Raw genomic sequence first — 24329 nt, 5'->3', positions numbered from 1 at the left:
GTGTGTAGCATGAGATCGCAATTTCTAAATTCTCGGCACGCTCCCCCCGGATGCGATTACTGTAAGCATTGCCCAGGTTGTTTTGCGTTATTGCCCATTTGATGGGAAAGCGTTCTCTGGTAAAAACCGTTAATGCTATCTCGTAACCTGTAATGGCAATTTCTAAATTCTCCGCCCGGTTGCCCAAGGGGAAGTCCCGCATCAGGTTACTAAAATTACCGATATTGCCTGCGATGCTTTGTGCTGTTTCTGTCTCCAAGTCTGGCAGAGTCGCCATTGCCCAGCTTTGCAAAACTTGGGTAAAGCCCATATCCAATTTATCGATATTAGCTTCCAGTAGCGGGTGTATGACTGCCGCATCGCCCTTGCTTTCTGCTGTAGCTTTGAGTACCTGTGATAAAAACTCGAGTTGAGTGTCGGGCGTAGGGCTCATGTCTACCTCGCCTCCTGGGCGGAGGTGAATCCTAGCGTACTCGTGATTTTTTGGATAATCTTTTGTAAAAAAGTACGCAGCATTGCTCTTTCCCAGATTTTGATAGCTTCGTAGTTGCGCTTTAGCGCTAAAGCGCTGACTACAAATTAGGCTTACCTCTCAATTATTTTCTAACAAACCACAAGGAGAAATGTGTCAGAAATCTTGTAGACGAGTCTCAAAGACTCATGCGCGAGTATCAAAGACTCGTCAACGAGTATCAAACAGGACTTACGCATTTTAACGAAAAACTGTCATTCTGAGTGTAGCGCTAGCGAAACGTTCGCGAAGCGTGTCTGAAAGACATAGAATCTCCGAGATACTTCGCTACACTCCGTTTCGCTCAGTATGACATTCTCGACTTTGCGTAAGTCCTGTCAAACACTCATGCGCGAGTATCAAACACTCATCAACGAGTATTAGAACCTCGTGCGCGAGTATCAAACACTGATGCGCGAGTATTAGAACCTCGTGCGCGAGTATCAAACACTGATGCGCGAGTATTAGAACCTCGTGCGCGAGTATCAAACACTGATGCGCGAGTATTAGAACCTCGTGTGCGAGTATCAAACACTCATCAACGAGTATTAGAACCTCGTGTGCGAGTATCAAACACTCATTAGCGAGTATTAGAACCTCATGAACGAGTATCAAACACTCATTAGCGAGTATTAGAACCTCATGAACGAGTATCAGAAACTTGTGAACGAGTATTAAGGGATTTCCAACAAATAAATTATCCCCTAACAGTGGGGTGGGCATCCCGGCATTGGTGTCAACTGAAGCCACAACCCTTTGACAATCTCGTTTCCAGGTTCTACCTGGAAACGCACTTTCATTGCGGTGCCGCTTTGTAAGGGAGGCGGAGCCTCTTGGGAGGCATTCCCAGCCTGAGGCTGGGAACGAGGCATTACCACGTTAACTGCACCCCACCCCTTAATCCCCTCCCCGCTTGCGGGGAGGGGAGGTGAAGCGCAGCTTTACCGGGGTGGGGTTCTTAGAGTCATGATAAGTATTTAACCGGACTTGATATGAACGAGTATTAAGGGATTTCCAACAAGTCAAGAAGAAGTCAGAATTCAGAATTCTGACTTCTTCTTCAATTCGGAAGCCCCTAACCTGGCGATAAAACATAGCCTCAACGCTGACGCCGCTTAATAAACGTAGTAAAAGCTACTCCTAGCATAATTAAAGCCATTGCACACACTCCATGCCACTGCCAGCGACTCCAGCCATAAGCACCAAGGAACGAACCCAACGCTCCACCAATAAAGTAAAAGGTAATATAAAGTGCATTCAAACGGCTGTGAAAGTCTGAAGGTAAACTGTAAATTCTCGCTTGGTTAGAAACCATTGTGGTTTGCACACCCAAGTCTAGAAGGATAACCCCAGCAATCAACCCCAGAACGTGATAACCAAAGACCCAGAAAATCAGAAATGACAAGCTTGTAATCACAAGACCTAACCCTACAGTCAGCTTGGGATTTCTCTTATCTGCTATCTTACCCACAATAGGAGCCGCCGCCGCTCCCACCACACCCACCAGCCCAAACAATCCCGTCACTTCACTGCCGTAATGGTAGGGTGGCTGTGCCAAAAAGAATACCAAAGTACTCCAAAAAGCGCTGAAAGCACCAAAGGACATCGCCCCTGCAAGGGAAGCTTCACGCAAGATAGGCTGCTGTCTGATCAACTTGAACAAAGATCCAATCAGTTGAGGGTAGGAAACACGCAGCGATGGTTGGCTTTTTGGTAGCATTCGAGACAAGACAACAGCCAGAACAATCATCAACCCACTAGCCAGCCAATACATCTCCCGCCACCCGAAACTCGCTCCCACAAAGCCGCTGACTGTTCTAGCTAAAAGAATTCCGATCAACAGCCCACTCATCACCGTGCCAACAACTCTTCCTCGCTGTTGCGGTTTTGCCAGTTGTGCGGCAAAGGGAACGATCAGCTGTGGGGTAATAGTCGTGATGCCGATCGCCAAACTCGCAACCAACAACCAAGCAAGGTTGAGTGACACCGCCGCCGCCACCAACGCCACAGATGTTAACACCAGCATCGTCAGAATCAATCTCCGCTTTTCCATCAAGTCGCCCAGCGGAACGAGGAGAAAAATTCCCAAGGCGTAACCAATTTGCGTCACTATAGGAATCCACCCAGTGGCATGACTAGGAGCCTGTAAGCTTTGGGCAATAACCGCCAGTAGGGGTTGGTTGTAGTATAGATTAGCAGCCGCCGCCCCACTTGTGATCGCCATGATCCAGACGAGTTTGCGCCCTAATGGGTCTTGGTTCACTCTTTTGGTAGATGCGTTATTGTTAACAATTCTCACAGGATAAGACTCCAGTTGCTTATTTAGCATTCACTTGGGTGAAATACAGGTTCTTTGTAGGGGCTGTTCTCTGCCGATTGGTGTCAACTTAAGCTAAAACCCTGTCTTTAATCTCGTTAAATCTCGTTTCCAGGTTCCACCTGGAAATGCGGTGGGGGCGGCTCTGCCTCAAGTAAGGCAGGCAGAGCCTCCCAGTAGGCATTCCCAGCCTGAGGCTGGGAACGAGGCAATCTCTAAAAGCTTGTTCTATACGGTTTTCACCTTAAGTTGACACCAATGCCTCGTTTATCTGCGGTTCCAACAAAAAAGTTATCGCCTGTCTACTTAAAAATCAAATCTAAGCGCTGCTGAGATTCTTTGAGTGCTTCTTGAGGCGTACTTTTCCCCAACATCACAGATTCCAACGCTCGCCCGATATTTTCTGAAACCCGATTATAACCCGGAAAAATTGGACGACTGCGCCCATATTTTGCCTGCTCCAAAAACACTTTCACTGCTGGTTGTTCCTCAAGATATGCCAGATATTTCGGATTTTGACGCGACTTCATATTCGCAGGTAAATATCCAGTTCCCAACGCCCATTCTGTCTGAAATTCTTCACTTAAAACATATTCTGCAAAAGTAAATGCTGCTTTTTGCCGTTCTGGTGTCGTTTTGAATAAGAACAGATTTTCACCACCAGTGCTAGTAGCAGGACGTTCACCAACGGGAATCGGAAAAACAGCAAAATCTCCGTTGGGAATATCTTGTTGCAAATATCCTAGAGTCCAAGGACCGGTGATTTGCATTGCTACTTTACCAGCAATGAAATTATCTGTTTCATAACCTCGTTCTGGTCCAGATAAAATTACTGAACCATCAGTAATCAAATCGCGCCACAATTGCAAAGCGGCAGTAGCACCTTTATTATCTTTTAATTCCACTGCTGCTGCTTGCAGTACGTCACCACTAACCAACTCACCGCCGCCACTCCACATAAACGGTAACCAGATAAATACCGAAAATTCTCCCTTTCCTAAAGGGAGAAAAATGCCGTGTTGGTCTATACTTCCGTCACCATTTGTATCACGAGTCAATTTTTTAGCAACTTGACGCAACTCTTCCCAAGTGCGGGGTAATTCACGAATTCCTGCTGCTTGAAACAAACTCGGTCGGTAGTAAATACCAACATTATTTGTCGCAAACGGCACCGACCAAATTTTCCCCTTGTATTCCATTGACTCAAACAAAGCAGGGTCAATTTCTGCTTTGACTGGTGAGTTTGCTAACATTTCATCTATAGGTGTCAACGCATTCAATTCCACGAGTTGACCGCCAATTGCTGGGTTATACCACAACAAATCTGGTGGTGCATTTCCTACCACCGCTGATAAAATCTTTGGCATTTGCTGATCTGGTTGTCCCACATAAAGGGACTCTACCTGGATATTTGGGTGCGTTTGATTAAATCGGTCTACCAGCTTTTGCAACACATCGCGATTTGGCGGCGGATTTACCCCCTGCCATAAAGTCACATGAATCACTTGATCTGTTTTCTCGCCTTCTGGTAAAGCTTGACATCCAGTCAAAATCAAGATGCCCACTATGAGTAAAATCAATAACCTTGCTCTAAGGAAAGGGTAAGTAGGAATTTTAATGAATTTCATGAGTGCGTTGTCAAGTGGTTTAACATTAAGTTCCCATTTTTTGGGAAACTTAAGGATGAGTATGCAAAAGCTAGAATCTAGCTATATCGTATCTGGTGAGTAGATAGCATATTAATTTCCGAATATGGCAGGACACAGTAAATGGGCAAATATTAAGCGCCAAAAAGCAGTAGTCGATGCAAAAAAGGGTAAGACTTTCACCCAGTGGTCCCGTGCGATTATTGTGGCGGCGAGAAGTGGCGTTCCAGATCCAACAGGAAATTTTCAACTTCGCACGGCAATTGAAAAAGCAAAGGCGGCGGGTCTTCCTAATGAGAATATAGAAAGGGCGATCGCCAAAGGTGCAGGTACACTCTCAGGCGGTGCGTCTAGTTTAGAAGCGATTCGTTACGAAGGTTACGGTCCTGGAGGAGTTGCTATCCTCGTTGAAGCCCTAACAGATAATCGCAATCGTACTGCTGCTGACTTACGTGTTGCCTTCAGTAAAAACGGTGGTAATCTCGGTGAAACAGGTTGCGTCAGCTGGATGTTTGCTCAAAAAGGCGTTTGTACTGTTGAGGGAGTTGATGATGAAGAACAGCTTTTAGAAGCATCTCTCGAAGGTGGTGCCGAGTCTTATGAGATGACTGAGGAGCAAACTGCTGAGGTGTTTACCGAAGTCGTTGATTTAGAGAACCTCAGCCAAACCCTGAAAGAAAAGGGCTTTAAGGTAACTGATGCCGAACTGCGCTGGATTCCTAGCAATAGTGTAGAAGTGAGTGATCCAGATCAGGCGCGATCGCTTCTCAAACTCATAGATACCCTAGAAGGTTTAGATGATGTACAAAATGTTACGGCAAATTTTGATATGTCAGAACAACTGATGGCTGTGATGGCTTGAGCAAGGAAATGAATTGATTTTAGAATTTTCAAAAGCGGTGGAATTAGAACAAATTAGGTACTGATAAGCGCAAAGCTTGGGAGATGTAATTTGTAATTTCTGGAATGAAAAAATGCTGTCAGCTTGCAACTATTGGCTGTAAACATGGCTTGGGCGTTTGAAATATGAACAGGGCAAAAATCTACACAGAAACTCCACATCAATAACATGAGGCTGACACAACTTTCTGAAATAGTTAGATTGTTGATTTTCAAATGAAAATTCTCAAATGAACAACTTCGCTAAAGCTGTACTCGTAGCTCTGGTATTTGCTGCTCCTGTAGCCCTGAGCGTACCGTCTGTCCAAGCCAAAACTGCTACTCCTGCGAAGACTACAACTGTTGCTGCCAAGCCTGCTGCTGGTACCAAAGCCACTAAAACTCATCACAAAAATCATCATGGCAAGCACAAAGCCTCCCATACTCAAAGCAGTGTGAAGAAATAGTTAGTGTTAACCTATACAATTTTTAGTAGCCCTACAAAAACTTTAATTGTTATTACTCTTCATTGAGATAAATAACACAAAATCACCCCGTAGCGTTCCTCAAGCTCCAACGGGGTTTTTTCTATTTTCTAGTTAGCAAATAGTCGCCTAGACCAATTTTTGGAGAAAAAATAAAGGCAGAATTTTACACAGAAACTCCACATCAATAACACGGCAATGACACATCTTGTTGAGATACTTGAATTGTTGATTCTTGAATAATAAAAGTTTCAAATGCTCAAGATCGCAAAAGCTTTACTTCTGTCTGTTGTTGTTGCTGCTCCTGTAGCCCTAACTGCACCTACTGTACATGCACAAACGCCTTCTCCCACTACACCTGGTGCAACTACACCTGGTGCAACTACACCTGGTGCAACTACATCTGGTGGTATGACCAAACCTGGTAATACTACTACCAAACCTTCCACCGGTAAAAAGAAGAAACCTGGTACTTCTACCACCGGAAAAAAGACTTCCCGTCGTCCCTCCAGCAATTCTAGTGCCAAGACATCTACAGGTAGTACACCTACAACATCTACAAGCGGTACACCTACAACACCTACTACTGAGTCCACACCTACTGCCCCAACTTCTTCAGGTAAATAAGCAATAGTTAGTCTAGGACTGAAGCAGAAAAGCATTTCGGTCAAAAGTATATATCCTCATGCTCTTCAAATTTTGCCTCGCTGTTATCAACAGCGAGCTTTTTTGTTTATAGCGGTTTTCATTTGGATGCAACACGCTTGAAACTTGCTCTCCAGCGGCTGCTTGCGTCAAAATAAGAATTAAAACCCTGTAATTTATCTTAACAATGGCGCAAGCGCAGCTTTCTCAAACCTTTAACGCTCCCCAAACATCAACACAGAAGCGGGGATATGATTATGATTTGGTTATCGTCGGTGGCGGGATAGTTGGCTTAACTCTAGCCTCTGCATTGAAAGATTCCGGCTTAAGCGTACTGCTGGTGGAGGCAAAAGTAGAATCAGCAGCAGTCGCCAAAGGGCAGGCTTACGCAGTGCATATGCTTTCGGCGCTGATTTACCAAGGAATTGGAATTTGGGACAAAATATTGCCCAACATTGAGAGTTATCGCCGTGTGCGTCTTTCAGATGGTGATTATCCCGGTGTGGTGGAATGGGAAACCGGGGATATAAACGCACAAGATTTAGGTTACGTGGCGGAACACCAAGCACTGTTGCATCCCTTGCAGGAGTTTGTCAAAGATTGTTCTCATGTGACATATTTATGTCCTGGAGAAGTGGTGAATATCGAGTATCAGCAGGATGTGGTGACGATAGAGATCAAATTTGCAGACCAGATGCAGACGGTTCGCACTAAATTAGTGGTAGCCGCAGATGGTTCACGTTCCCGTATTCGTCAAGCTGCTGGAATTAAAACCCACGGCTGGAAATATTGGCAATCTTGTATTGTTGCCTTTGTCAAACCAGAAAAATCCCACAACAACACAGCATACGAAAAATTCCAGTCAAGTGGTCCGTTTGCGATTTTACCTTTGCCAGGAAACCGTTGCCGGATTGTCTGGACTGCCCCTCATGAAGAAGCAAAAGCTTTGTGCGCTTTGGATGATGAGCAATTTTTAGCAGAATTACAAGCGCGTTATGGCAATCAGATGGGCAAGTTAGAATTATTGGGCGATCGCTTTATTTTTCAAGTCCAACTCATGCAAAGCGATCGCTATGTTCTCCACCGACTCGCTTTAGTTGGTGATGCAGCGCACAATTGCCATCCTGTCGGCGGACAAGGTTTAAATTTGGGCATTCGCGATGTTGCTGCTTTGGCGCAAGTGTTGCAAGAGGCGAATGCAAAAGGTGAAGATATTGGTAACATTCAAATCCTCAAACGTTACGAACGCTGGCGTAAGCGGGAGAACTTGACAATTTTAGGTTTCACTGATTTGTTAGACCGAATGTTTTCTAATAATATTTTGCCAGTTGTGGTAGTTCGCCGCCTCGGGTTATGGATCATGCGTCGAGTACCTGTGGTCAAAATATTTTCTTTGAAGCTGATGATCGGTTTGAAGGGGCGGGTTCCGAAATTAGCACAGCAGTAAATTGCAAGCAAAACCCATTCAGTGCTAAGTCCTAAGCGATGAGTTCAAATTAACTTTCTCCAAGTTTCCTGTATTCTACTACGAACTCAATACTCGCTACTTAGGACTCTTGTAGTCGTGTGTATTTAGACGAAACAAGCACAATTGTAAAGAAAATACCGCCCTTCTCGTTTGGATGAAGTCATTATTCATCTGTGTCCATCTGTGTCCATCTGTGGTTCTTATTTCTTATGTATTGCACTCAACACCAGAACCGCTATAATTCCAAAAATTATATGGCTTAGCGATCGCTCACCAAAGTTTCTAAAATACTATGGTGAAAGAATATATTGATATTGATACTTATATCTTGCTGGCATCCTCCATTAGGGGGATAAAAATGCAAATAAAGGTTCATCCAAAGACTTAACTATTAACAGCATTGTTGACAAAATAATTGTATGTTTTTGTACTAGTATTTCTATAAAAAGTGTTTAATTCCTAAAATTCTCCTCAATTTTTTAGATGATATATTTGTTATATAAAATACAGTAAGACAATTTAATTCAGTGTTTATCTTGATAAAGATGGATTTTATAGTTGGAGTAATATGTCTTTGTTTTATGAGATATGACAAAGATTATCTAACTTAACAAACTGTCAATGATAAGTTCGGATTTGAGATTGACATCTCATCGATCCCCAAGATTAAAAATACAAAAGTTAAAACTGACGACGTTGACCACTAGTAATGCTAAAGTGGCAAGAAATTCATGTGAAATTTGCAGCGGGAATCGATGCTGAAGAAGCTACAGACAAAGCATATTTCTCTAATTGCGGGTGCAGGACTGTGTGCCTTTTTAGCTGGGGCAATCGTGTCAGCTCCCGAAATAGGAAAATCAGTAGGACAATGGCTTAAACCACGGAAGATTCAGCCTGAACAGCTTTCGGAAGAAAGCAAAGCTAAATCACCCGTTTTTGCCTTGGTGTCACAATCTCCACAAGAACGTGCTGCAAAATTAGAAGCGCTCAAGGAGGGGGCAAAATCAGCAGATCGAAATCGCGCTCGTTATCTTTTAGCAAGTGACTTAATTGAAAGGAAGCAAGCTAAACCTGCGCTTGAGTTACTAAAAGGATTAGAGAAAGATTACCCACTCCTTGCGCCTTATGTGTTGCTCAAGCAAGCGCAAGCAGAGGAACTCCTAGGAGAAGAAGGCAAAGCCTCGGATCTGAGGCAGAAAGTGGTGAAAGAGTACCCCAAACAAGCAGCAGCAGCGAAAGCTTTGTATCTGATTGCCCTACCAGAGTATCAGGACAAAGCGATCGCGGAATTTCCTTCGCATCCCCTAACTTGGGAAATTATCCGTAAGCGATTGCAGGAAAATCCCAATCAGCCGCAATTACAGTTAGTCTTGGCTAAATACGCTTATGACCAACTAGGAATTGTTCCTGTATTAGATCAGCTGGCGAACAACTCCACCCTAAAACCTGAAGAATGGGAAATTATTGGTACGGCTTACTGGGAAAACAGTGAATTTGGTAAAGCGGCGACAGCATATGGCAAAGCCACGCGCACACCCCAAAACTATTACCGCGTTGCACGGGGATTGCAGGTAGGCGGACAACGAGCAGAAGCCGTTGTCATGTATCAACAACTGGTGAAAACATTTCCGGATGCAAAAGAAACTGGCACTGCTTTGATGCGTTTAGCAGAAATGGCAACAGTACGTAAAGACGCCTTGCCTTATCTCAACCAGGTCATTAGTAAATTCCCTGACAAAGCAGGTACAGCGCTGGTAGAAAAAATCAAAATTCTTCAAACTCAAGATCAAAAAGCAGCCTCTGAAGCTCTGAAGCTCCTTCTTACCAAGTATGGCAACTCTGAGGAAGCCGCAGAGTATCGCTGGAAAATGGCACAACAAAAAGCGAAGGCAAAAGATTATAAAGCTGCATGGCAATGGGCAGAACCGATTCCCAAAAATAACCCCAACAGTATTTTGGCTCCCAGAGCCGGCTTTTGGGTTGCCAAGTGGGCAAGCAAACTAGGGAAAAACCAAGAGGCAAAACAAGCTTTTGAGTATACAATCAGCAATTTTCCCTACTCTTATTATTCGTGGCGAGCAGCGGCAACCTTGGGACTGAATGTTGGCAATTTCAACACAGTGCGTAAGATGAACCCACAGGTCGTCCCAATCCAGCGTCCGTTACCAACCGCGGGTTCGGAAACTTTTAAGGAATTGTACTTACTCGGTCAAGACCGCGATGCTTGGTTGCAGTGGCAGACGGAATTTCAGAACAAAATGCAGCCAACAGTCGCAGAGGAATTTACCGATGGTTTGATGCAGCTGGCAAAAGGAGAAAATATCAAGGGAATTGATCAAATTTCTAAATTGGAAGACCGAGAAACGCCGCAAGAACAAGCTGAATATCAAGCTTTAAGCAAACAGATCACTTACTGGCAAGCGCGTTATCCCTTCCCCTATCTTAAGGAAATTGAGACATGGTCCGAAAAACGTCAGCTAAACCCTCTGCTCGTTACTGCCCTCATACGTCAGGAGTCGCGGTTTGAGACAAAAGCTCGTTCTACAGCTGGTGCGACTGGTTTAATGCAGGTACTACCAAATACAGCTAAATGGATTGCCCCACAAATTCAGTTCGATACCAAAAAAATTGATTTACAAAACCCTAACGACAATATTATGTTTGGGACTTGGTATTTGGATCACACTCATCAGCAGTATGGCAATAACTCCCTACTCGCAATTGCTAGTTACAATGCTGGTCCTGGTAACGTTAGCAAATGGTTGCCAATTCTCCCTAAGGAAGACCCAGATGAATTTGTAGAATCAATTCCCTTCGATGAAACCAAAAATTACGTGCGTCAGGTGTTTGGTAACTACTGGAATTACCTGAGACTTTACAACCCGGAAATTTCCCAAATAGTATCAAAATATTCGGCTGAACACCCAGAATTACCGCTTCAGTGATGTTAAAGAGTGCAGAGGCGCTAGAGATGAAAGCGTCTCTACATCCACCTGCTTCCCAGTACAATGGTTAAAAGGTGATGCTCTCTAGCTAACTCATGACATCTTCACAAGACATAGACACAACAACTCCTCCTAGTATTGACGTTGAAGTACAAGGCGACTCAAAACCAGAAATAGATCCTATAGATCCTCTTGATGAATTGCCTGGTGAAATCGAAATGTCAATTTTCGATCACCTAGAGGAGTTGCGACAGCGAATTTTTTACTCGTTAATTGCTGTAGCAGTAGGTGTTATCGGCTGCTTTTTAGCGGTTAAGCCGATTGTTCAGCTGCTAGAAGTGCCAGCACAGGGAGTAAAGTTTCTGCAACTGGCTCCGGGAGAATATTTCTTTGTCTCCCTGAAAGTCGCAGGCTACAGTGGGTTAGTGTTGTCTAGCCCTTTTGTGCTATTCCAAATTATCCAGTTTGTCCTCCCTGGACTGACTCGGCGCGAACGCCGCTTACTCGGACCTGTGGTTTTGGGCTCAAGTGTTCTGTTTGCTGGCGGGATAATATTTGCCTACCTTTTGTTGATACCAGCTGCTCTAAAATTCTTTATCAGCTATGGTGCAGACGTAGTCGAGCAACTGTGGTCGATTGACAAGTATTTTGAATTTGTCTTGTTGCTGCTCTTTAGTACTGGATTAGCATTTCAAATCCCCATCATCCAAGTGCTACTTGGTGCTTTAGGGATTGTTTCTTCTAAACAAATGCTTTCTGGTTGGCGCTACGTCATTTTGGGGGCAGTGATTTTAGGAGCAATTCTCACACCTTCAACAGATCCCTTCACCCAAAGTCTTTTAGCAGGAGCTGTGCTCGGGCTTTACTTTGGTGGTATTGGTTTAGTTAAACTGATAGGAAAATGACACAATTTTCCTATGAAGACTTTGAAAAAGTAGAAATTCGTGTTGGTAAAATCATCAAATTAGAAGATTTTCCCGAAGCGCGCAAACCAGCATACAAACTTTGGATAGACTTTGGTGATTTGGGTATCAAAAAATCTAGCGCTCAAATTACCAAACTATATCAAAAACAAGATTTAACACACAGGTTAATATTAGCTGTCACAAACTTTCCACCCCGTCAAATCGCTGATTTTATGTCTGAAGTTCTTGTCTTAGGCGTAGTACTAGACGATGGTGAAGTGGTGTTAATTCAGCCAGATAGAGACGTACCTCTAGGTAAAAGAATTCTATAACAATTTTCTTTCTATTCTTTTCTTAGCGCCCTAGTACAACGCGGCGAAAATAAAGCTACCATTCCAAAGCAGTGAAAAGCCTACGTAATAAGCTTTTTGACTTTTGACTTTTGACTTTTGACTTTTGACTTTTGACTTTTGACTTTTGACTTTTGACTTCCAAAGCAGCGGTACTCGCCTACCCTTCAACAAGGGCTTCGTTCGCCCTAACACCACGCCGCTGAATGTCTAAGGCGTCTACACCCGTCTCATGCCGTTCATACTTTCAACTACTCAATCAACCATTCCGCAGCGCGTTCACCCAAATCTAAAGGCATGCTCACAGCTTTACCAAGTCGTGGGCGTTCTCGTGTTTCTCTAATATAGTTTTTCACCTGTGTCTCACAACCCAAGCCAGTAAGATAATTGGCGATACTCTCGAGATGCTCTTGGTAGTCTGCCTCACTTAATGGAAAGGAAGCTTGCTCTAAATATTTCCACATAACTTGTAAGAATATTTTACCCTGTGTCCGACGCAACTGGACATCATAAGAGCGTCCCCACTTCTCAATCAATAGTTGGTGTAATTCCTGTCCCGTCATAGCTTTTCTCAGATATTTTTACATTTAGTTATGATGTTAAGTTCCATTACTCAAGTATGATAGGACTATAAAGAAATGTAATCCTACTAAGAAAGATGCTAGAAATATCTTTGCATAGAGCATTCTCGCATCCTTGTAGGTATTATCATTTTGGCTCAGACAAGAGTTTTTTCATGAGAAACTCTTGTAAAATCTGTTAACAAAATACACAATGAACGCGTAGGTTATGGCGCAATTTTCTGAATCAGTGGACGTTCCCGATATGGGGCGTCGTCAATTCATGAATCTTCTGACTTTTGGAACTGTAACCGGAGTCGCACTGGGAGCATTGTATCCCGTTGTCAAGTATTTTATTCCACCAGCAACTGGTGGTGCTGGTGGTGGTACAACAGCAAAGGACGAGTTGGGCAACAATGTCAGCGTTAGCAAGTTTTTAGAAAGCCATAATGTAGGCGATCGCGTTCTGGTTCAAGGACTCAAGGGAGACCCTACCTATATTGTGGTAGATAGCAAAGAGGCGATTACTGATTACGGTATTAACGCTGTTTGCACCCACTTAGGTTGTGTTGTTCCTTGGAATGCAGCAGAGAACAAGTTTAAGTGTCCCTGTCATGGTTCACAGTACGACGCTACTGGTAAGGTTGTTAGGGGTCCAGCACCGCTATCTTTGGCTTTGAGTCATGCAAAAGTAGAAGAAGACAAAATTCTTCTAACTCAATGGAGTGAAACCGACTTCCGCACTGGGGAAGCACCTTGGTGGGCTTAATCAGGACTAAAGTGCATAGGACCGAGTCTGGAGTCGAAATTTGACTCTTGACTAATGACACATCAGGCATGACTAATAACTAATATCAGAGAACGTTGTCCAAGTTGTCCTTATAGAGATGAGAAATGTTTGTCAAACGGCGAGTATAGCTCGCAGTGCTAGAGCAGTTGTAAAAACATTGCTTATAGCGATCGCTACAGTGACATTTTTCTTCACCAGCGATTTCGCCTTTCCTCAAGCGGCTTCAGCATATCCCTTTTGGGCACAGCAAACCTACCCCGAAACCCCTCGCGAACCGACAGGGCGGATTGTGTGTGCCAACTGTCACCTAGCAGCAAAGCCAGCCGAAGTAGAAATTCCCCAGTCTGTTCTACCTGACACGGTATTTAAAGCCGTGGTCAAAATTCCCTACGATACCAGCTTGCAGCAGGTGGGTGCCGATGGTTCCAAAACCGGCTTAAACGTTGGTGCTGTGCTGATGCTACCAGAAGGCTTCAAAATTGCTCCGGAAGAACGCATTCCTGAGGAGTGGAAAGAAGAAGTCGAAGGTTTGTTCTACCAACCCTACAGCGAAGAGAAAGAAAACGTCGTTATCATCGGACCACTACCTGGTGAACAATATCAGGAAATCGTCTTCCCCGTTCTTTCTCCCAACCCCGCAACGGACAAGAACATACAGTTTGGTAAGTATGCTGTTCACCTAGGTGCTAACCGGGGACGCGGACAAATTTACCCAACAGGCGAAAAGAGCAACAACGCAGTATATGCTGCTTCTGCTACTGGTACAGTTAGCAAAATCGCCAAAACAGAAGATGAAGACGGTAACGTCAAGTATCAAGTTAGCATCCAGCCAGAATCTGGGGATACAGTTGTTGATACCATTCCCGTTGGACCAGAATTGATTGTTTCCGAAGGGCAAGCAGTCAAGAAAGATGATCCTTTGACCAACAATCCAAACGTTGGTGGATTCGGTCAAGATGATGGGGAAATCGTGCTACAAGATGCCAGCAGAGTTCAATGGTTGATTGCATTTGTCGCACTTGTCATGTTGGCTCAAGTTATGCTTGTTCTCAAGAAGAAGCAGGTTGAAAAAGTACAAGCTGCAGAAATGAATTTCTAAATTAAGAGCCAATTTGTGAGTTATAAGACAGGCAAAATGCCTGTTTTTTTTTGCGGTACAAAACCGCTTTGCGTGGCACCTTTATGACAGAGAATGAGCGTGGCGATGCTCCTCTGGAGCCGCCCAAAGGGCGATTGGCTCCGCCACTGCCCCGAATCGCAATCGCAGCTTCTTGGCGGGAAAGCGATCGCCTTTGTTATGCGCTTCATAGCGATCGCACACCTTCATCTGGGACTGCGCGATCGCCCCTCGAATCAAAGAGCGAAAGAGCCAAGTACATCAATACCCAAAGTTCTTGACGCGATAACACCAATAAGCACACCAAGACCTAGCGCTCTACGAAAATAATTAACGCCTTGAAATAATTCTAGCCACGCCCAAGTAAATAAAGAGCCAAAAGCAAGTGCGTCTAACCCTGTATTCACAACCCCTGTTGTAAAAACTAATTCGAGCAAACTAGCTGTTATCCAAACAGTTGCGTAAGTCCTATTTTTCTCGGATAAAGGATTTGGAATTCCTCGTGATTTCCCAGCCTCCCAGTCATGGGGACGGGATTCTGAGCGATAGTATATAACCTAAGCTCCTAATGAGTTGAGGGATTGCCAATGACAGCCGCAGTAGAGTATTTCCCCATTACTCCAATTGAATACCCAGATGAGGACGGTAAGCCGATGGCTGAAGGAGATATCCAGTGCAGTTACTTAACTTATGCAAGAAACGCGCTACGGCTATATTTCCAAAACCGTTCTGATGTATATGTTGCTGGCAATTTATTTATTTACTACGAACAGGGTAATCCAGAATCAGTTGTAGCACCAGATATATTTGTGGTCTTTGGAGTAGACAATCGTGATAGACGCTCTTATAAAACTTGGGAAGAAAATAATAAAACACCTGATTTTGTTTTAGAGATTACCTCAAAAGCAACTCGTACAAAAGACCAAGGTGCAAAAAAAGGAATTTACGCCTTTTTGGGAGTTCGCGAATATTATCAGTATGACCCCACAGGAGATTATCTCACTCCCCAACTCCAAGGTTTGCGCTTAGTCGATGGAAATTATTTCCCAGTTCCTACCAGTACTCTGCCAGATGGTACAGTATCCTTATCCAGTGAAGTCTTGGGTTTAGAGTTGCGAATTCAATCAGGAGAAATGCGCTTCTACGACCCAGCGACAGGTCAAACACTGCTAAGCTATGAGGAAGAAGCAGCAGCACGACAAGCTGCTGAAGAGAAAGCGCAACGCTTAGCCGCTAAACTTAGAGAATTGAACATTGACCCAGATACCCTATAAGGGACTCCCAAATTAAAAAATATCCAACTTTTTCTTGTGGGATGGGCTTCTAGCCCGTCCTATTAACTGGGCGGGCGGGGACGCCCACCCCACAAGATGGATAATTTATTTGTTGCAATACCCTAATACCAAAGCACCTCACCCGCAACTCCTCTCGGTGCCAGTGGGGTGAGGTTCTTGGCGTATTTGAGCTAAGTCAAAACCCCTATAATTACAACGGTCGATACACTCGGTAGTTGATATTAGGGAAAATATTGTCCATCAACTCAACTTTTTCCAGCCAACCACTATCGATTTTGCCGATTTTAACGTCTTCGTAAAGCTTGTTGAAACGCATGAGGTGCGATCGCGTCCTTCTAACAGCATAAGGTACCATCGTTCCCGTTCGCATAATAAATGCCCAGTCGGAAGATTGCGCCAACAACAATTCCCGCGCCGCTTGGTTCAACGCTTTCCATTCCAACTCATCCGCTGGTTCCCGCTTTGATATTTCAATCATCCGTTCTGCTGCTTTATGCAGATGTGGGTAAATCCACGCATTTGTTTCGTTCAACCAATACTCGTGAAATCCTTTATAACCCCAACTCGATTGCGAAGGACGGCAGACTTGCTGAGTTGGTTCCGCCCGCAGATAATCTGCCAAGTGGGTCATTGCATAAGTCTTTTGGTCAAACCAGGACTTGCGGAACAGGTAATCGATGAACCAGGGACCCTCGTACCACCAATGTCCAAATAACTCTGCATCGTAGGGAGAAACAATAATCGGCGGACGATGCATTATACCATAGAGATGTCCAGCTTGCTGTTCTCTATTATACATAAAATTAGCAGCGTGTTCCGCAGTTTTTTCCCTTGCCCAGTAGGGGTCGTAGAGCGCCTTATCTCCTAACCCTAAACCGCGTCCAGTAATTTTGTGATACTTAATGCCCGTATTTTTCCGCTGACCGTTGGGCATGATGTAGGGCTTGATGTATTCATATTCAGCTTCCCAGCCCAAGTCTTTATAAAATTCCCGGTATTCCGGCGCACCAGGATAGCCTACCTCAGAAGACCACACCTGCTGTGAAGATTCATGATCTCGACCAAAGACAGCGACACCACTTTCTGTAAAAATTGGGGCATAGCCGCCAAATCGCGGACGAGGACGGGCATAAAGAATGCCATGTCCATCAGTGAGGAAGTAGCGCAACCCTGCATCGGCTAACATTCGATCTACACCTTCGTAGTAGGCGCATTCTGGCAACCAAATACCTCTGGGTGGCTGTCCAAAAGTTTCCTCGTAGTGTTCGCACGCTACCTTAATCTGTGCCCACACAGCCTGCGGGTACATTTTCATCAGCGGTAGGTAGCCGTGGGTGGCACCGCAGGTGATGATTTCTACATTATTAGTATCTTGAAACTGCTTAAAAGCTGTTACTAAGTCCCCTTTGTAGCTTTCCCAAACTTCTCGTATCGCCTTAAACTCACTGGCGTAATGCTCGGCTAAATACTTGATATGACCATTGTGCGCATTATGTTCGAGTTCTAGTTGTATAAGTTCTTCTAGCTTGGCTAAGTGGGCGTCGTAGCGTTCTTGCAGCAAAGGATCACGGAGCATCGACACAAGAGGTGGTGTCATACTCATCGTGATTTTAAAATCAACGCCGTCTCGCTTTAAGCCTTCAAAGACTCGTAGCAAGGGAATGTAAGTTTCAGTGATGGCTTCATAAAGCCATTCTTCTTCCAGCACATAGTCACTTTCTGGGTGACGAACGAAGGGCAGGTGTGCGTGGAGTACAAGCGCAACGTAGCCGATAGCCATAATAAATAGTTCCGGGGTGTTACCTATTAATTGAAGGTTGGGGATTTGGTAGATTTAAGATTATTTTAAGACTTTATGGTGGTTAAGAGACATTGCCCCCACTAACACAACATCGGCTATGATTCTTCACTCTCTTGATACAAGTGTTGCAACTCCTGCAACTGCGTCCTGCGGGAACTACGACGATATTTTTTAGATTCCAGCTTCGGTTCGTACTGAGTTTGTCCCTTACCTTTGCTTTTCACTTTGAGAGTGGATTCAGGATCTGTCTGCTGGTTCTGGTGAGTCTGGCGCTCAATCGCTTCTCTCAAGAAATCTAAGTAATGTTGATATCGTTCCCATTCTCCCCGAACGACACACTCCGGTTCGTCTCGGTGGAAACAATCACTAAAACGACAGCTACCAACCGCTAATCTCTGCCTTGCTTCTGGAAAATAACTTGCTAATTCTTCTGGAGGAGAATCAAGGTCAGGTTGGTTAAATCCCGGAGTATCTGCGAGTAAACCCCCGGTAGGCAATTCAAATAATTCTACGTGACGAGTAGTGTGCCGACCCCTTGCTAGTTTGCCAGAAATCTCTCCGACTCGTAAGTTAGCATTGGGAATCAGTCCATTGATGAGGCTGGACTTGCCAACCCCGGAAGGTCCAGCAATCACCGTAATCTGATCTTTGAGCTTGTCTGCTAGTTCGTCAATATTTATACCTTGACCAACACTAATAAATATTGGTTGGTAGCCCCAATTTCCCAACTGCTGATAAATTTCTGCCTGTTGTTCTTTTGAGATTAAATCGCACTTATTTAGGCATAAGATTACATCTATATCGGTAGACTCAGCTTTTACCAAAAATCGGCTGAGTTGGTATGGTTCCAAAGGCGGATCGGCGACGGCAAAAACTAACAGAATTTGGTTCACGTTGGCGATCGCCGGACGATCCAATTGACTTTGACGGGGTAAAACGGACGCGATCGCTCCTCGTCCGCCAGCCCAATCTGGTTCTTCCACGACTACGCGATCGCCCACCATAACTTGTTGCCCGATTTTTTTCAATCGGCTTCTACGGGTACACAGCAGGATAAGGCGCAGGGGGGAATTTGGAGGTTTAATCTCCTCTGCTCCCAGGCTCCTCTGCTCCCCTGCATCTAGCTGTACTCGATAAAAATTAGCTTGCACGGCTAAGACCGTGCCTATTAACTGGTCAGTAGTTTCTAGTCCTTCCCCTGTCATGAGGCACTATCGGGACAGCGGACTCGCAAAGAAAAATAACCAACGCAGTCTGTGATTTGCTCTACCTGATACCCCGCCATTGTCAAACTATCAGGAACCTGCTCAATCGGCTCCCCAGGATCTAGCCAGACTTCTAGTAACTCTCCCGGTTGCATTTGCTCCAAACGGAGTTTTGTCCGTACAAAGTTTATCGGGCAAGGGGTGCCGCGCAAATCGAGTTGAGCATTAGGAGTTGAGAGGGCAGATAGACTCATCGTTGGTGAAAAAAGTTTCCCAAAAATCCTTCTAGACCACCTTTACCTGTGCGATCTCCTTTAATTTTAGCGAGCTTCTCCAGTAGTTCACGTTCCTCAGTGGTTAACTTGCTGGGAATATCAATTAACACAGTAATCATGTGGTCGCCACGGCTGACAGGATTACCCAAGCGTGGTACACCACGATTTTCCATTTTCATCACAGTATTTGGCTGAGTTCCAGGTGGAATTAACAATTCCTCTGGTCCATCTACCGTATTTACCTCTAAGCGGCAGCCTAAAATCGCTTGCAGGTAGCTAATTTTGATTTCTGAGAGAATGTTGATGCCATCCCGATGGAATTCCTCATCCTCATTCACAAATAAGTAAACGTATAAATCTCCTGGAGGACCACTGCGTTGACCCGCATCTCCTTCTGAGGAGATTCGTAAGCGTGTGCCGTTGTCTACCCCAGGTGGAATGGAAATTTTCAGTTTCTTCGTGACTTGTTTTGCACCCTTACCGTCACAAGTATCACATTTGTCTTCTATGACCATTCCTGTAGCATTACAGGTGGGACAAGTCGAAACTTGCGTGAAGCTGCCAAAGGGCGTTCTAGTGACGCGACGTACTTGACCTGTTCCAGTACAAGTCGAACAAGTGCGGGGGCGAGTACCTGGTTTTGCTCCAGATCCGCTACAGATTTCACAAGTCTCTAAATGAGAAATGCGAATTTCTTTTTCACCGCCAAATACTGCTTCCCGAAAGTCTAGCTTTAGGTCTAGCCGCAGGTCATCGCCCCGCACTGGTCCACTACGCCGTCTTTGCGTTGTCCCACCCATACCGCCAGCAAAACCGCTGAAAATGCTTTCAAAAATATCAGCAAAGCCACCCATGTCGCCGATATCTTGGTAGCCTACACCAGCTCCACCATTTACAGCAGCTTCACCAAAGCGATCGTAACGAGCGCGAACTTCCGGTTCGCTAAGCACTTCATAAGCACGGTTTATTTCTTTAAAGCGCTCTTCAGCTCCCGGTTCTTTGTTCACGTCTGGGTGATACTTCCGGGCTAAGCGGCGGTAGGCGTGTTTGATTTCTTCTTTGTCGGCGTCACGAGAGACACCTAGAATTTCATAATAATCGCGAGCCATATAGCAAAGGTGAAAGTTAAAAGGTAGAAAGCGGCTATGCACAGAGAACAACAGCAGCAGCGGCTTATTGCCGAAGCGCGTTAGCTCCACTCTAACGAAAAGCCGCGCTATGCGCGTCTTGTGGAAAGTGAGCTCAGAAGTTTGTCAAGGCAGAAGGCAGAAGGCAATGGTTAAGTTTTATTAATACTAAATTATTTTACCTTTTACCCTTTACAAAAATCACCATAACAGTCTTCAAATCTGAATGCTGAGGATGTTTTCCTCTGAAGAAGGTTGCCTAGAGTTGTAGACCCACAGCTTCAGAGAGGGTTTCCTGCTCTCACGGCGAGGAGCATAGCACTTCTGGCCGTTCTACAAAGTGGCAGGCGAGTGGTGTTGCCCAGTAAAAAAATCTGGAATTAGTTTTGAAATCAAAGACTAAATTGAAACCAGAAAAATTTTTACTCGCACATCAGCACTGATTGCTCCGCACTGAATAATTGCAACAGGTACTTTCCTCGTGGTAGACGACAAAAGCATCTTTTACAATTGTGCTATGTAGATGGCAAAAACTCCGCTCATTTTACAGATAGGCTACCCGCACAAAAAAGTGTGGAAAACCCCACAGACATCATGAAATTGCATTTGTACTGTAACATTATTTAGCCGGAAGTATAAACCTCCGGCTAACAATTCAGTGTTATTACGAGTGATATTATGATGCTCAGTGCTAAATCAAGAATTACCTTTTGAGAATTTATAATTCATAATTCATAATTTCCTTAGTCTATCACTTCATAATCAACCTGCGTGGTATTTTCGTCATCAAAATCAAAGTTAAATTGTGGTGTTAGCGTTCCATTCACTGGCGCGGCTGCTTCTGAGGTCAATAAAGTATCTAAAGCTTCAGTCATTTGATCGTGCCTATTAACGCGGTTATACACCTGGGAGCCAATGGCAAACAAACTTTGCTGGAAGTCATCTAAGCGTTGCTTAAATTCTGCTAGGGAAATAGTTTCATCGGTCATTGCTGCTTGTAGCAGTGCCATTTTTTCATTTGCCAAAGCTCTCATCTCGTCGCTAATCAAGTTGCCATTGTTCTTTAATGTCGATTCGTAACTGTATAACAGATTATCCGTCTGGTTTTTGAGTTCAACCAGTTGTATGCGTCTTTTGTCTTGTTCGGCAAACATTTCGGCTTGTTGCCGCATTCTTTCGACTTCGTTGGCACTCAAGCCACCTGTATTGGTAATCCGAATACTTTGTTCTCGAAGAGTGCCTTTGTCTTGTGCTGAAACTTTGAGAATGCCATTGACATCAATTTCAAAAGAGACTTCAATTTGCGGTACACCACGAGGAGTCGGCGGAATTCCCGCCAGAAGAAATTTACCCAAACTCTTGTTGTCTCGTGCCATTGCCCGTTCACCTTGAAGGACGTGAATTTCCACTGAGTTTTGCCCATCGACTGCTGTGGAAAAGACTTGGGACTTACTGGTTGGAATTGTGGTGTTACGTTCGATAATTTTGGTGAACACTTCTCCCAAAGTTTCAATACCTAAAGACAAGGGCGTGACATCTAACAAAAGCAAATTATCAACTTCACCACCCAGCACCCCAGCTTGGATAGCTGCGCCTAGTGCCACTGCTTCGTCGGGGCTGACAGAGCGATCTGGAGTTTTGCCATTAAAAAATTTGATCAAGGCATTTTGCACCGCAGGAATGCGAGTGGAACCGCCCACCAAAATAATCCGGTCGATATCTTGTGGTTTGAGTTCCGCGTCTTTCAGCGCTTGAGTCATCGGTTCAATGGTGGCTTCCACCAGATGTGCCGTTAACTCTTCAAATTTGGCGCGGCTGAGTTCCATCTCCAGATGCTTGGGACCGGTTTCATCAGCGGTAATGAAAGGCAAGTTAATTGAAGTACTGAGCATACTGGAAAGTTCAATTTTTGCTTTTTCCGCTGCTTCCCGTAAGCGTTGCAAAGCCATTTTGTCCTGAGACAGGTCAACTTTCTGTTCCTGCTGGAAACGTTCCATCATCCAGCGTACGATACAGTTATCAAAATCGTCCCCACCCAGGTGGTTGTTACCACCAGTCGCCTTAACTTCAAACACTCCATCTCCAAGTTGTAGGATGGAGACATCGAAAGTACCGCCTCCCAAGTCAAATACCAGAACGAGCTGCTCTTGCTCAAGCTTGTCCAACCCAAACGCTAAAGCCGCTGCAGTTGGTTCATTGATAATCCTTAAAACTTCTAGTCCGGCAATAGTGCCAGCGTCTTTAGTTGCTTGTCTTTGACCATCTGTAAAATATGCTGGTACTGTGATCACTACCTGAGTCACAGGTTCACCCAAGAAGTTTTCCCCATCCTGTTTTAGTTTTTGTAGGATCATGGCGGAGATTTCTTGTGGTGTGTAGTGATGTCCACGAATCTCGACATCAACAGTATCGTCTCGACCTTTGACACAGGTGTAAGGTACACGATCGCGTTCAACTGCGGTGTCATCCCAGCGACGACCGATAAATCGCTTGATGCTGAAAATTGTGTTTTCGGCGTTGGTGACAGCTTGACGCTTTGCCAGTTGACCGATTAAGCGTTCACTGCCTTTAGCAAATCCCACAATACTAGGTGTCGTTCGTCCGCCTTCTGAATTAGCAATGACAATTGGTTGACCACCTTCGAGAACCGCGACACAACTGTTGGTAGTGCCTAAGTCGATCCCAATAACTTTTCCCATAAATATCGGTATTTTTATCGGTATTTTTACTGAGTACTTTTCGCTTGAAGTTTTAAGCGCCATCCGGTGTTAGCGCTACACAAACACCGGTCAAGGCTGCTCAACTTCGGGCGTGATGTTTCGCGGACTATTTTTGTTTGTGGTTAGATATGCGATGCTCGCCCAAGTTTGCCAGGCACTTTTGGTCAGTAAGGCGAGCGACTACAGCTTAGCTGTTAGCTGGGCTCGACTGATTTTCTTCAGAAGAGGGTGCATCTTCCTTTGGAGCAGCCACCTTCACCATTGCATGGCGCAGCACGCGATCGCCCAAGTAATATCCGCGTACTAATTCTTCTAACACTGTTCCTTCAGGATATTCATCCGTAGGTTCGCGCAATACTGCTTCGTGTAGGTTCGGATCAAAGGGTTGACCTTCAGGACGCATCGGTGATACACCCAAGCGCTTTAAGCTATCAACTAATAGTTTGTAAACGCCTTGGTAGCTCTTATGAATGGTCATTTCCCCATCATTTTGGGGTTTGATTTGCGACCGTGCCCGTTCAAAATTATCGACGATTGGCAGTAATTCAGTAATTGTGTTCCGCTTCACCTGCTGTTCCAAGTCTTCTTTCTCTTTTTGATTTCGTTTGCGGTAATTCTCAAAATCAGCCACAATCCGCAAATATTGAGTGTTACGCTCTTCTACCTGCGCTTTTAAAGACTCAATTTGTTGATTGACTGCTGGTTCTTTGGCTGTGGACTCATTACCAGCAGCCTCAGTTGCAGCAACACCACTATCTTGACTCTGCGTAGCTGTATCTCCAGAGACATTGGCTTGAGTTGACACTTGATCAGTCACTTCGCTTTGGGTTGCGTTGGTATTTATTTCGGCTGTAGAGTCGCTAGTCATTGCTTGCTTTTCCTCGGTTTGTTCACCTAATGGCTGGTTTGTATTGTTTTGCTGTTGCTCGTCTATCATTTTGCACTCTTCCCAGATGCTATATTGGGCAGTTATCCCCATATTTTGCAGCTCTTAAATTCAGCTACAAAAAGCGGTCACCTAAAGTATCAAGTTATGAACTCAAGGCAAAAGAGTGTAGACGCCCGGAGGACGGTGAGACAGCGCTGCAGGAGGGTTTCCCGACCTAGGCGACTGCGTTCACCGTTCGCGAAGCGTGCGCTCTGCGCTCAGGTGTGCCGTTCGCCGTTAGGCGTGGCGTTAGCCATAGGCATACCCGCAGGGCTTCCCGTAGGATTGTAGGAAGTATGAAGTGAAGTACGGAATATTTCATCCTTCATTCTTCATCCTTTAGCCTTTATTTGGTCACCG

22 protein-coding genes and 1 pseudogene are annotated in these 24329 nt (G+C 44.8%); 10 read left to right on the top strand and 13 right to left on the bottom strand.

Annotated features, from left to right (window positions below; translation table 11 throughout):
- The 4 genes and pseudogenes from AACT52_RS14410 to AACT52_RS14395 all read right to left on the bottom strand — a co-directional run.
- A pseudogene (locus tag AACT52_RS14410) lies at positions 1-433 on the bottom strand (tetratricopeptide repeat protein); the annotation flags it as partial.
- 782 nt (positions 434-1215) lie between these two features.
- Entirely contained in the window at positions 1216-1383 is a 168-nt protein-coding gene (locus AACT52_RS14405; RefSeq protein WP_158054635.1) for a hypothetical protein, read from the bottom strand.
- Between the two features lie 227 nt (positions 1384-1610).
- Complete coding sequence (locus AACT52_RS14400; RefSeq protein ID WP_073631587.1) at positions 1611-2774, bottom strand: MFS transporter; 1164 nt, start codon at positions 2772-2774, stop codon at positions 1611-1613.
- 356 nt (positions 2775-3130) lie between these two features.
- Positions 3131-4456: an ABC transporter substrate-binding protein gene (locus tag AACT52_RS14395; protein WP_073631570.1), complete on the bottom strand. Its 1326-nt coding sequence runs from the start codon at positions 4454-4456 to the stop codon at positions 3131-3133.
- A 124-nt stretch (positions 4457-4580) separates the two neighbouring features.
- Here AACT52_RS14395 and AACT52_RS14390 point away from each other — a divergent pair, with 124 nt between their 5' ends.
- Both AACT52_RS14390 and AACT52_RS14385 read left to right on the top strand, forming a co-directional pair.
- The gene (locus AACT52_RS14390) at positions 4581-5336 is read left to right on the top strand and encodes a YebC/PmpR family DNA-binding transcriptional regulator (protein ID WP_073631569.1); all 756 of its coding nucleotides are present in this window, start codon (positions 4581-4583) and stop codon (positions 5334-5336) included.
- Between the two features lie 268 nt (positions 5337-5604).
- Entirely contained in the window at positions 5605-5820 is a 216-nt protein-coding gene (locus tag AACT52_RS14385) for a hypothetical protein (protein WP_073631568.1), read from the top strand.
- 269 nt (positions 5821-6089) lie between these two features.
- Here AACT52_RS14385 and AACT52_RS14380 read toward each other — a convergent pair whose 3' ends face one another.
- A complete protein-coding gene (locus AACT52_RS14380) occupies positions 6090-6509 on the bottom strand; it encodes a hypothetical protein (RefSeq protein ID WP_143172785.1) in 420 nt (139 codons plus the stop codon).
- A gap of 161 nt (positions 6510-6670) precedes the next feature.
- On the opposite strand from AACT52_RS14380, the gene AACT52_RS14375 reads away from it, so the two are divergent.
- The 4 genes from AACT52_RS14375 to AACT52_RS14360 all read left to right on the top strand — a co-directional run bounded on the left by AACT52_RS14375 (position 6671) and on the right by AACT52_RS14360 (position 12133).
- Entirely contained in the window at positions 6671-7930 is a 1260-nt protein-coding gene (locus AACT52_RS14375; RefSeq protein WP_073631566.1) for an FAD-dependent hydroxylase, read from the top strand.
- A 776-nt stretch (positions 7931-8706) separates the two neighbouring features.
- The gene (locus tag AACT52_RS14370) at positions 8707-10896 is read left to right on the top strand and encodes a lytic transglycosylase domain-containing protein (RefSeq protein ID WP_073631565.1); all 2190 of its coding nucleotides are present in this window, start codon (positions 8707-8709) and stop codon (positions 10894-10896) included.
- A 95-nt stretch (positions 10897-10991) separates the two neighbouring features.
- Positions 10992-11801 (top strand): twin-arginine translocase subunit TatC, encoded by an 810-nt coding sequence (tatC, locus tag AACT52_RS14365; RefSeq protein ID WP_073631564.1) that lies wholly within the window; start codon positions 10992-10994, stop codon positions 11799-11801.
- Positions 11798-12133: a tRNA-binding protein gene (locus AACT52_RS14360; RefSeq protein WP_073631563.1), complete on the top strand. Its 336-nt coding sequence runs from the start codon at positions 11798-11800 to the stop codon at positions 12131-12133. The genes tatC and AACT52_RS14360 overlap by 4 nt, the downstream gene beginning before the upstream one ends.
- Positions 12134-12402: 269 nt before the next feature.
- Here the strand turns inward: AACT52_RS14360 and AACT52_RS14355 are convergent, their stop codons facing one another.
- Positions 12403-12714: a DUF3067 family protein gene (locus AACT52_RS14355; protein WP_073631562.1), complete on the bottom strand. Its 312-nt coding sequence runs from the start codon at positions 12712-12714 to the stop codon at positions 12403-12405.
- Positions 12715-12940: 226 nt separating this feature from the next.
- On the opposite strand from AACT52_RS14355, the gene petC reads away from it, so the two are divergent.
- The 3 genes from petC (at position 12941) to AACT52_RS14340 (ending at position 14899) form a co-directional block, all read left to right on the top strand.
- Entirely contained in the window at positions 12941-13480 is a 540-nt protein-coding gene (petC, locus tag AACT52_RS14350) for a cytochrome b6-f complex iron-sulfur subunit (protein ID WP_073631561.1), read from the top strand.
- A 118-nt stretch (positions 13481-13598) separates the two neighbouring features.
- Complete coding sequence (gene petA, locus AACT52_RS14345) at positions 13599-14600, top strand: cytochrome f (protein WP_073631560.1); 1002 nt, start codon at positions 13599-13601, stop codon at positions 14598-14600.
- An 83-nt stretch (positions 14601-14683) separates the two neighbouring features.
- On the top strand, positions 14684-14899 hold the full coding sequence (locus AACT52_RS14340) for a hypothetical protein (RefSeq protein WP_143172784.1): 216 nt from the start codon (positions 14684-14686) through the stop codon (positions 14897-14899).
- On the opposite strand, the gene AACT52_RS14335 is transcribed toward AACT52_RS14340, so the two are convergent.
- Positions 14855-15115 (bottom strand): hypothetical protein, encoded by a 261-nt coding sequence (locus tag AACT52_RS14335; RefSeq protein ID WP_073631559.1) that lies wholly within the window; start codon positions 15113-15115, stop codon positions 14855-14857. The two genes, AACT52_RS14340 and AACT52_RS14335, sit on opposite strands and share 45 nt — an antisense overlap.
- A gap of 90 nt (positions 15116-15205) precedes the next feature.
- Here AACT52_RS14335 and AACT52_RS14330 point away from each other — a divergent pair, with 90 nt between their 5' ends.
- Positions 15206-15892 carry a Uma2 family endonuclease gene (locus tag AACT52_RS14330; protein ID WP_073631558.1) on the top strand — a complete coding sequence of 229 codons (687 nt, stop codon included), beginning with the start codon at positions 15206-15208 and terminating at the stop codon, positions 15890-15892.
- Between the two features lie 211 nt (positions 15893-16103).
- Here the strand turns inward: AACT52_RS14330 and AACT52_RS14325 are convergent, their stop codons facing one another.
- The 6 genes from AACT52_RS14325 to grpE all read right to left on the bottom strand — a co-directional run bounded on the left by AACT52_RS14325 (position 16104) and on the right by grpE (position 23978).
- Complete coding sequence (locus AACT52_RS14325) at positions 16104-17693, bottom strand: glycoside hydrolase family 57 protein (RefSeq protein ID WP_073631557.1); 1590 nt, start codon at positions 17691-17693, stop codon at positions 16104-16106.
- 116 nt (positions 17694-17809) lie between these two features.
- Positions 17810-18919, bottom strand: a complete 1110-nt coding sequence (gene rsgA, locus AACT52_RS14320) for a small ribosomal subunit biogenesis GTPase RsgA (RefSeq protein ID WP_073631556.1) — start codon at positions 18917-18919, stop codon at positions 17810-17812.
- A complete protein-coding gene (locus AACT52_RS14315) occupies positions 18916-19173 on the bottom strand; it encodes a sulfurtransferase TusA family protein (protein ID WP_073631555.1) in 258 nt (85 codons plus the stop codon). The genes rsgA and AACT52_RS14315 overlap by 4 nt, the downstream gene beginning before the upstream one ends.
- Entirely contained in the window at positions 19170-20303 is a 1134-nt protein-coding gene (gene dnaJ, locus AACT52_RS14310) for a molecular chaperone DnaJ (RefSeq protein WP_073631553.1), read from the bottom strand. The genes AACT52_RS14315 and dnaJ overlap by 4 nt, the downstream gene beginning before the upstream one ends.
- Before the next feature lie 761 nt (positions 20304-21064).
- Positions 21065-23020 carry a molecular chaperone DnaK gene (gene dnaK / locus AACT52_RS14305; protein WP_073631551.1) on the bottom strand — a complete coding sequence of 652 codons (1956 nt, stop codon included), beginning with the start codon at positions 23018-23020 and terminating at the stop codon, positions 21065-21067.
- A 208-nt stretch (positions 23021-23228) separates the two neighbouring features.
- Positions 23229-23978, bottom strand: coding sequence for a nucleotide exchange factor GrpE (gene grpE, locus AACT52_RS14300; protein ID WP_073631585.1), 750 nt, complete (start codon positions 23976-23978; stop codon positions 23229-23231).
- Positions 23979-24329: the final 351 nt, after the last annotated feature.

Source organism: Scytonema sp. HK-05 (assembly GCF_963872035.1).
In the GTDB taxonomy this organism is placed as follows: Bacteria; Cyanobacteriota; Cyanobacteriia; order Cyanobacteriales; family Nostocaceae; genus Kalymmatonema.
The sequence above is the reverse complement of the archived record's forward strand: the minus strand, read 5'-3'. Positions and strand labels throughout refer to the sequence as shown.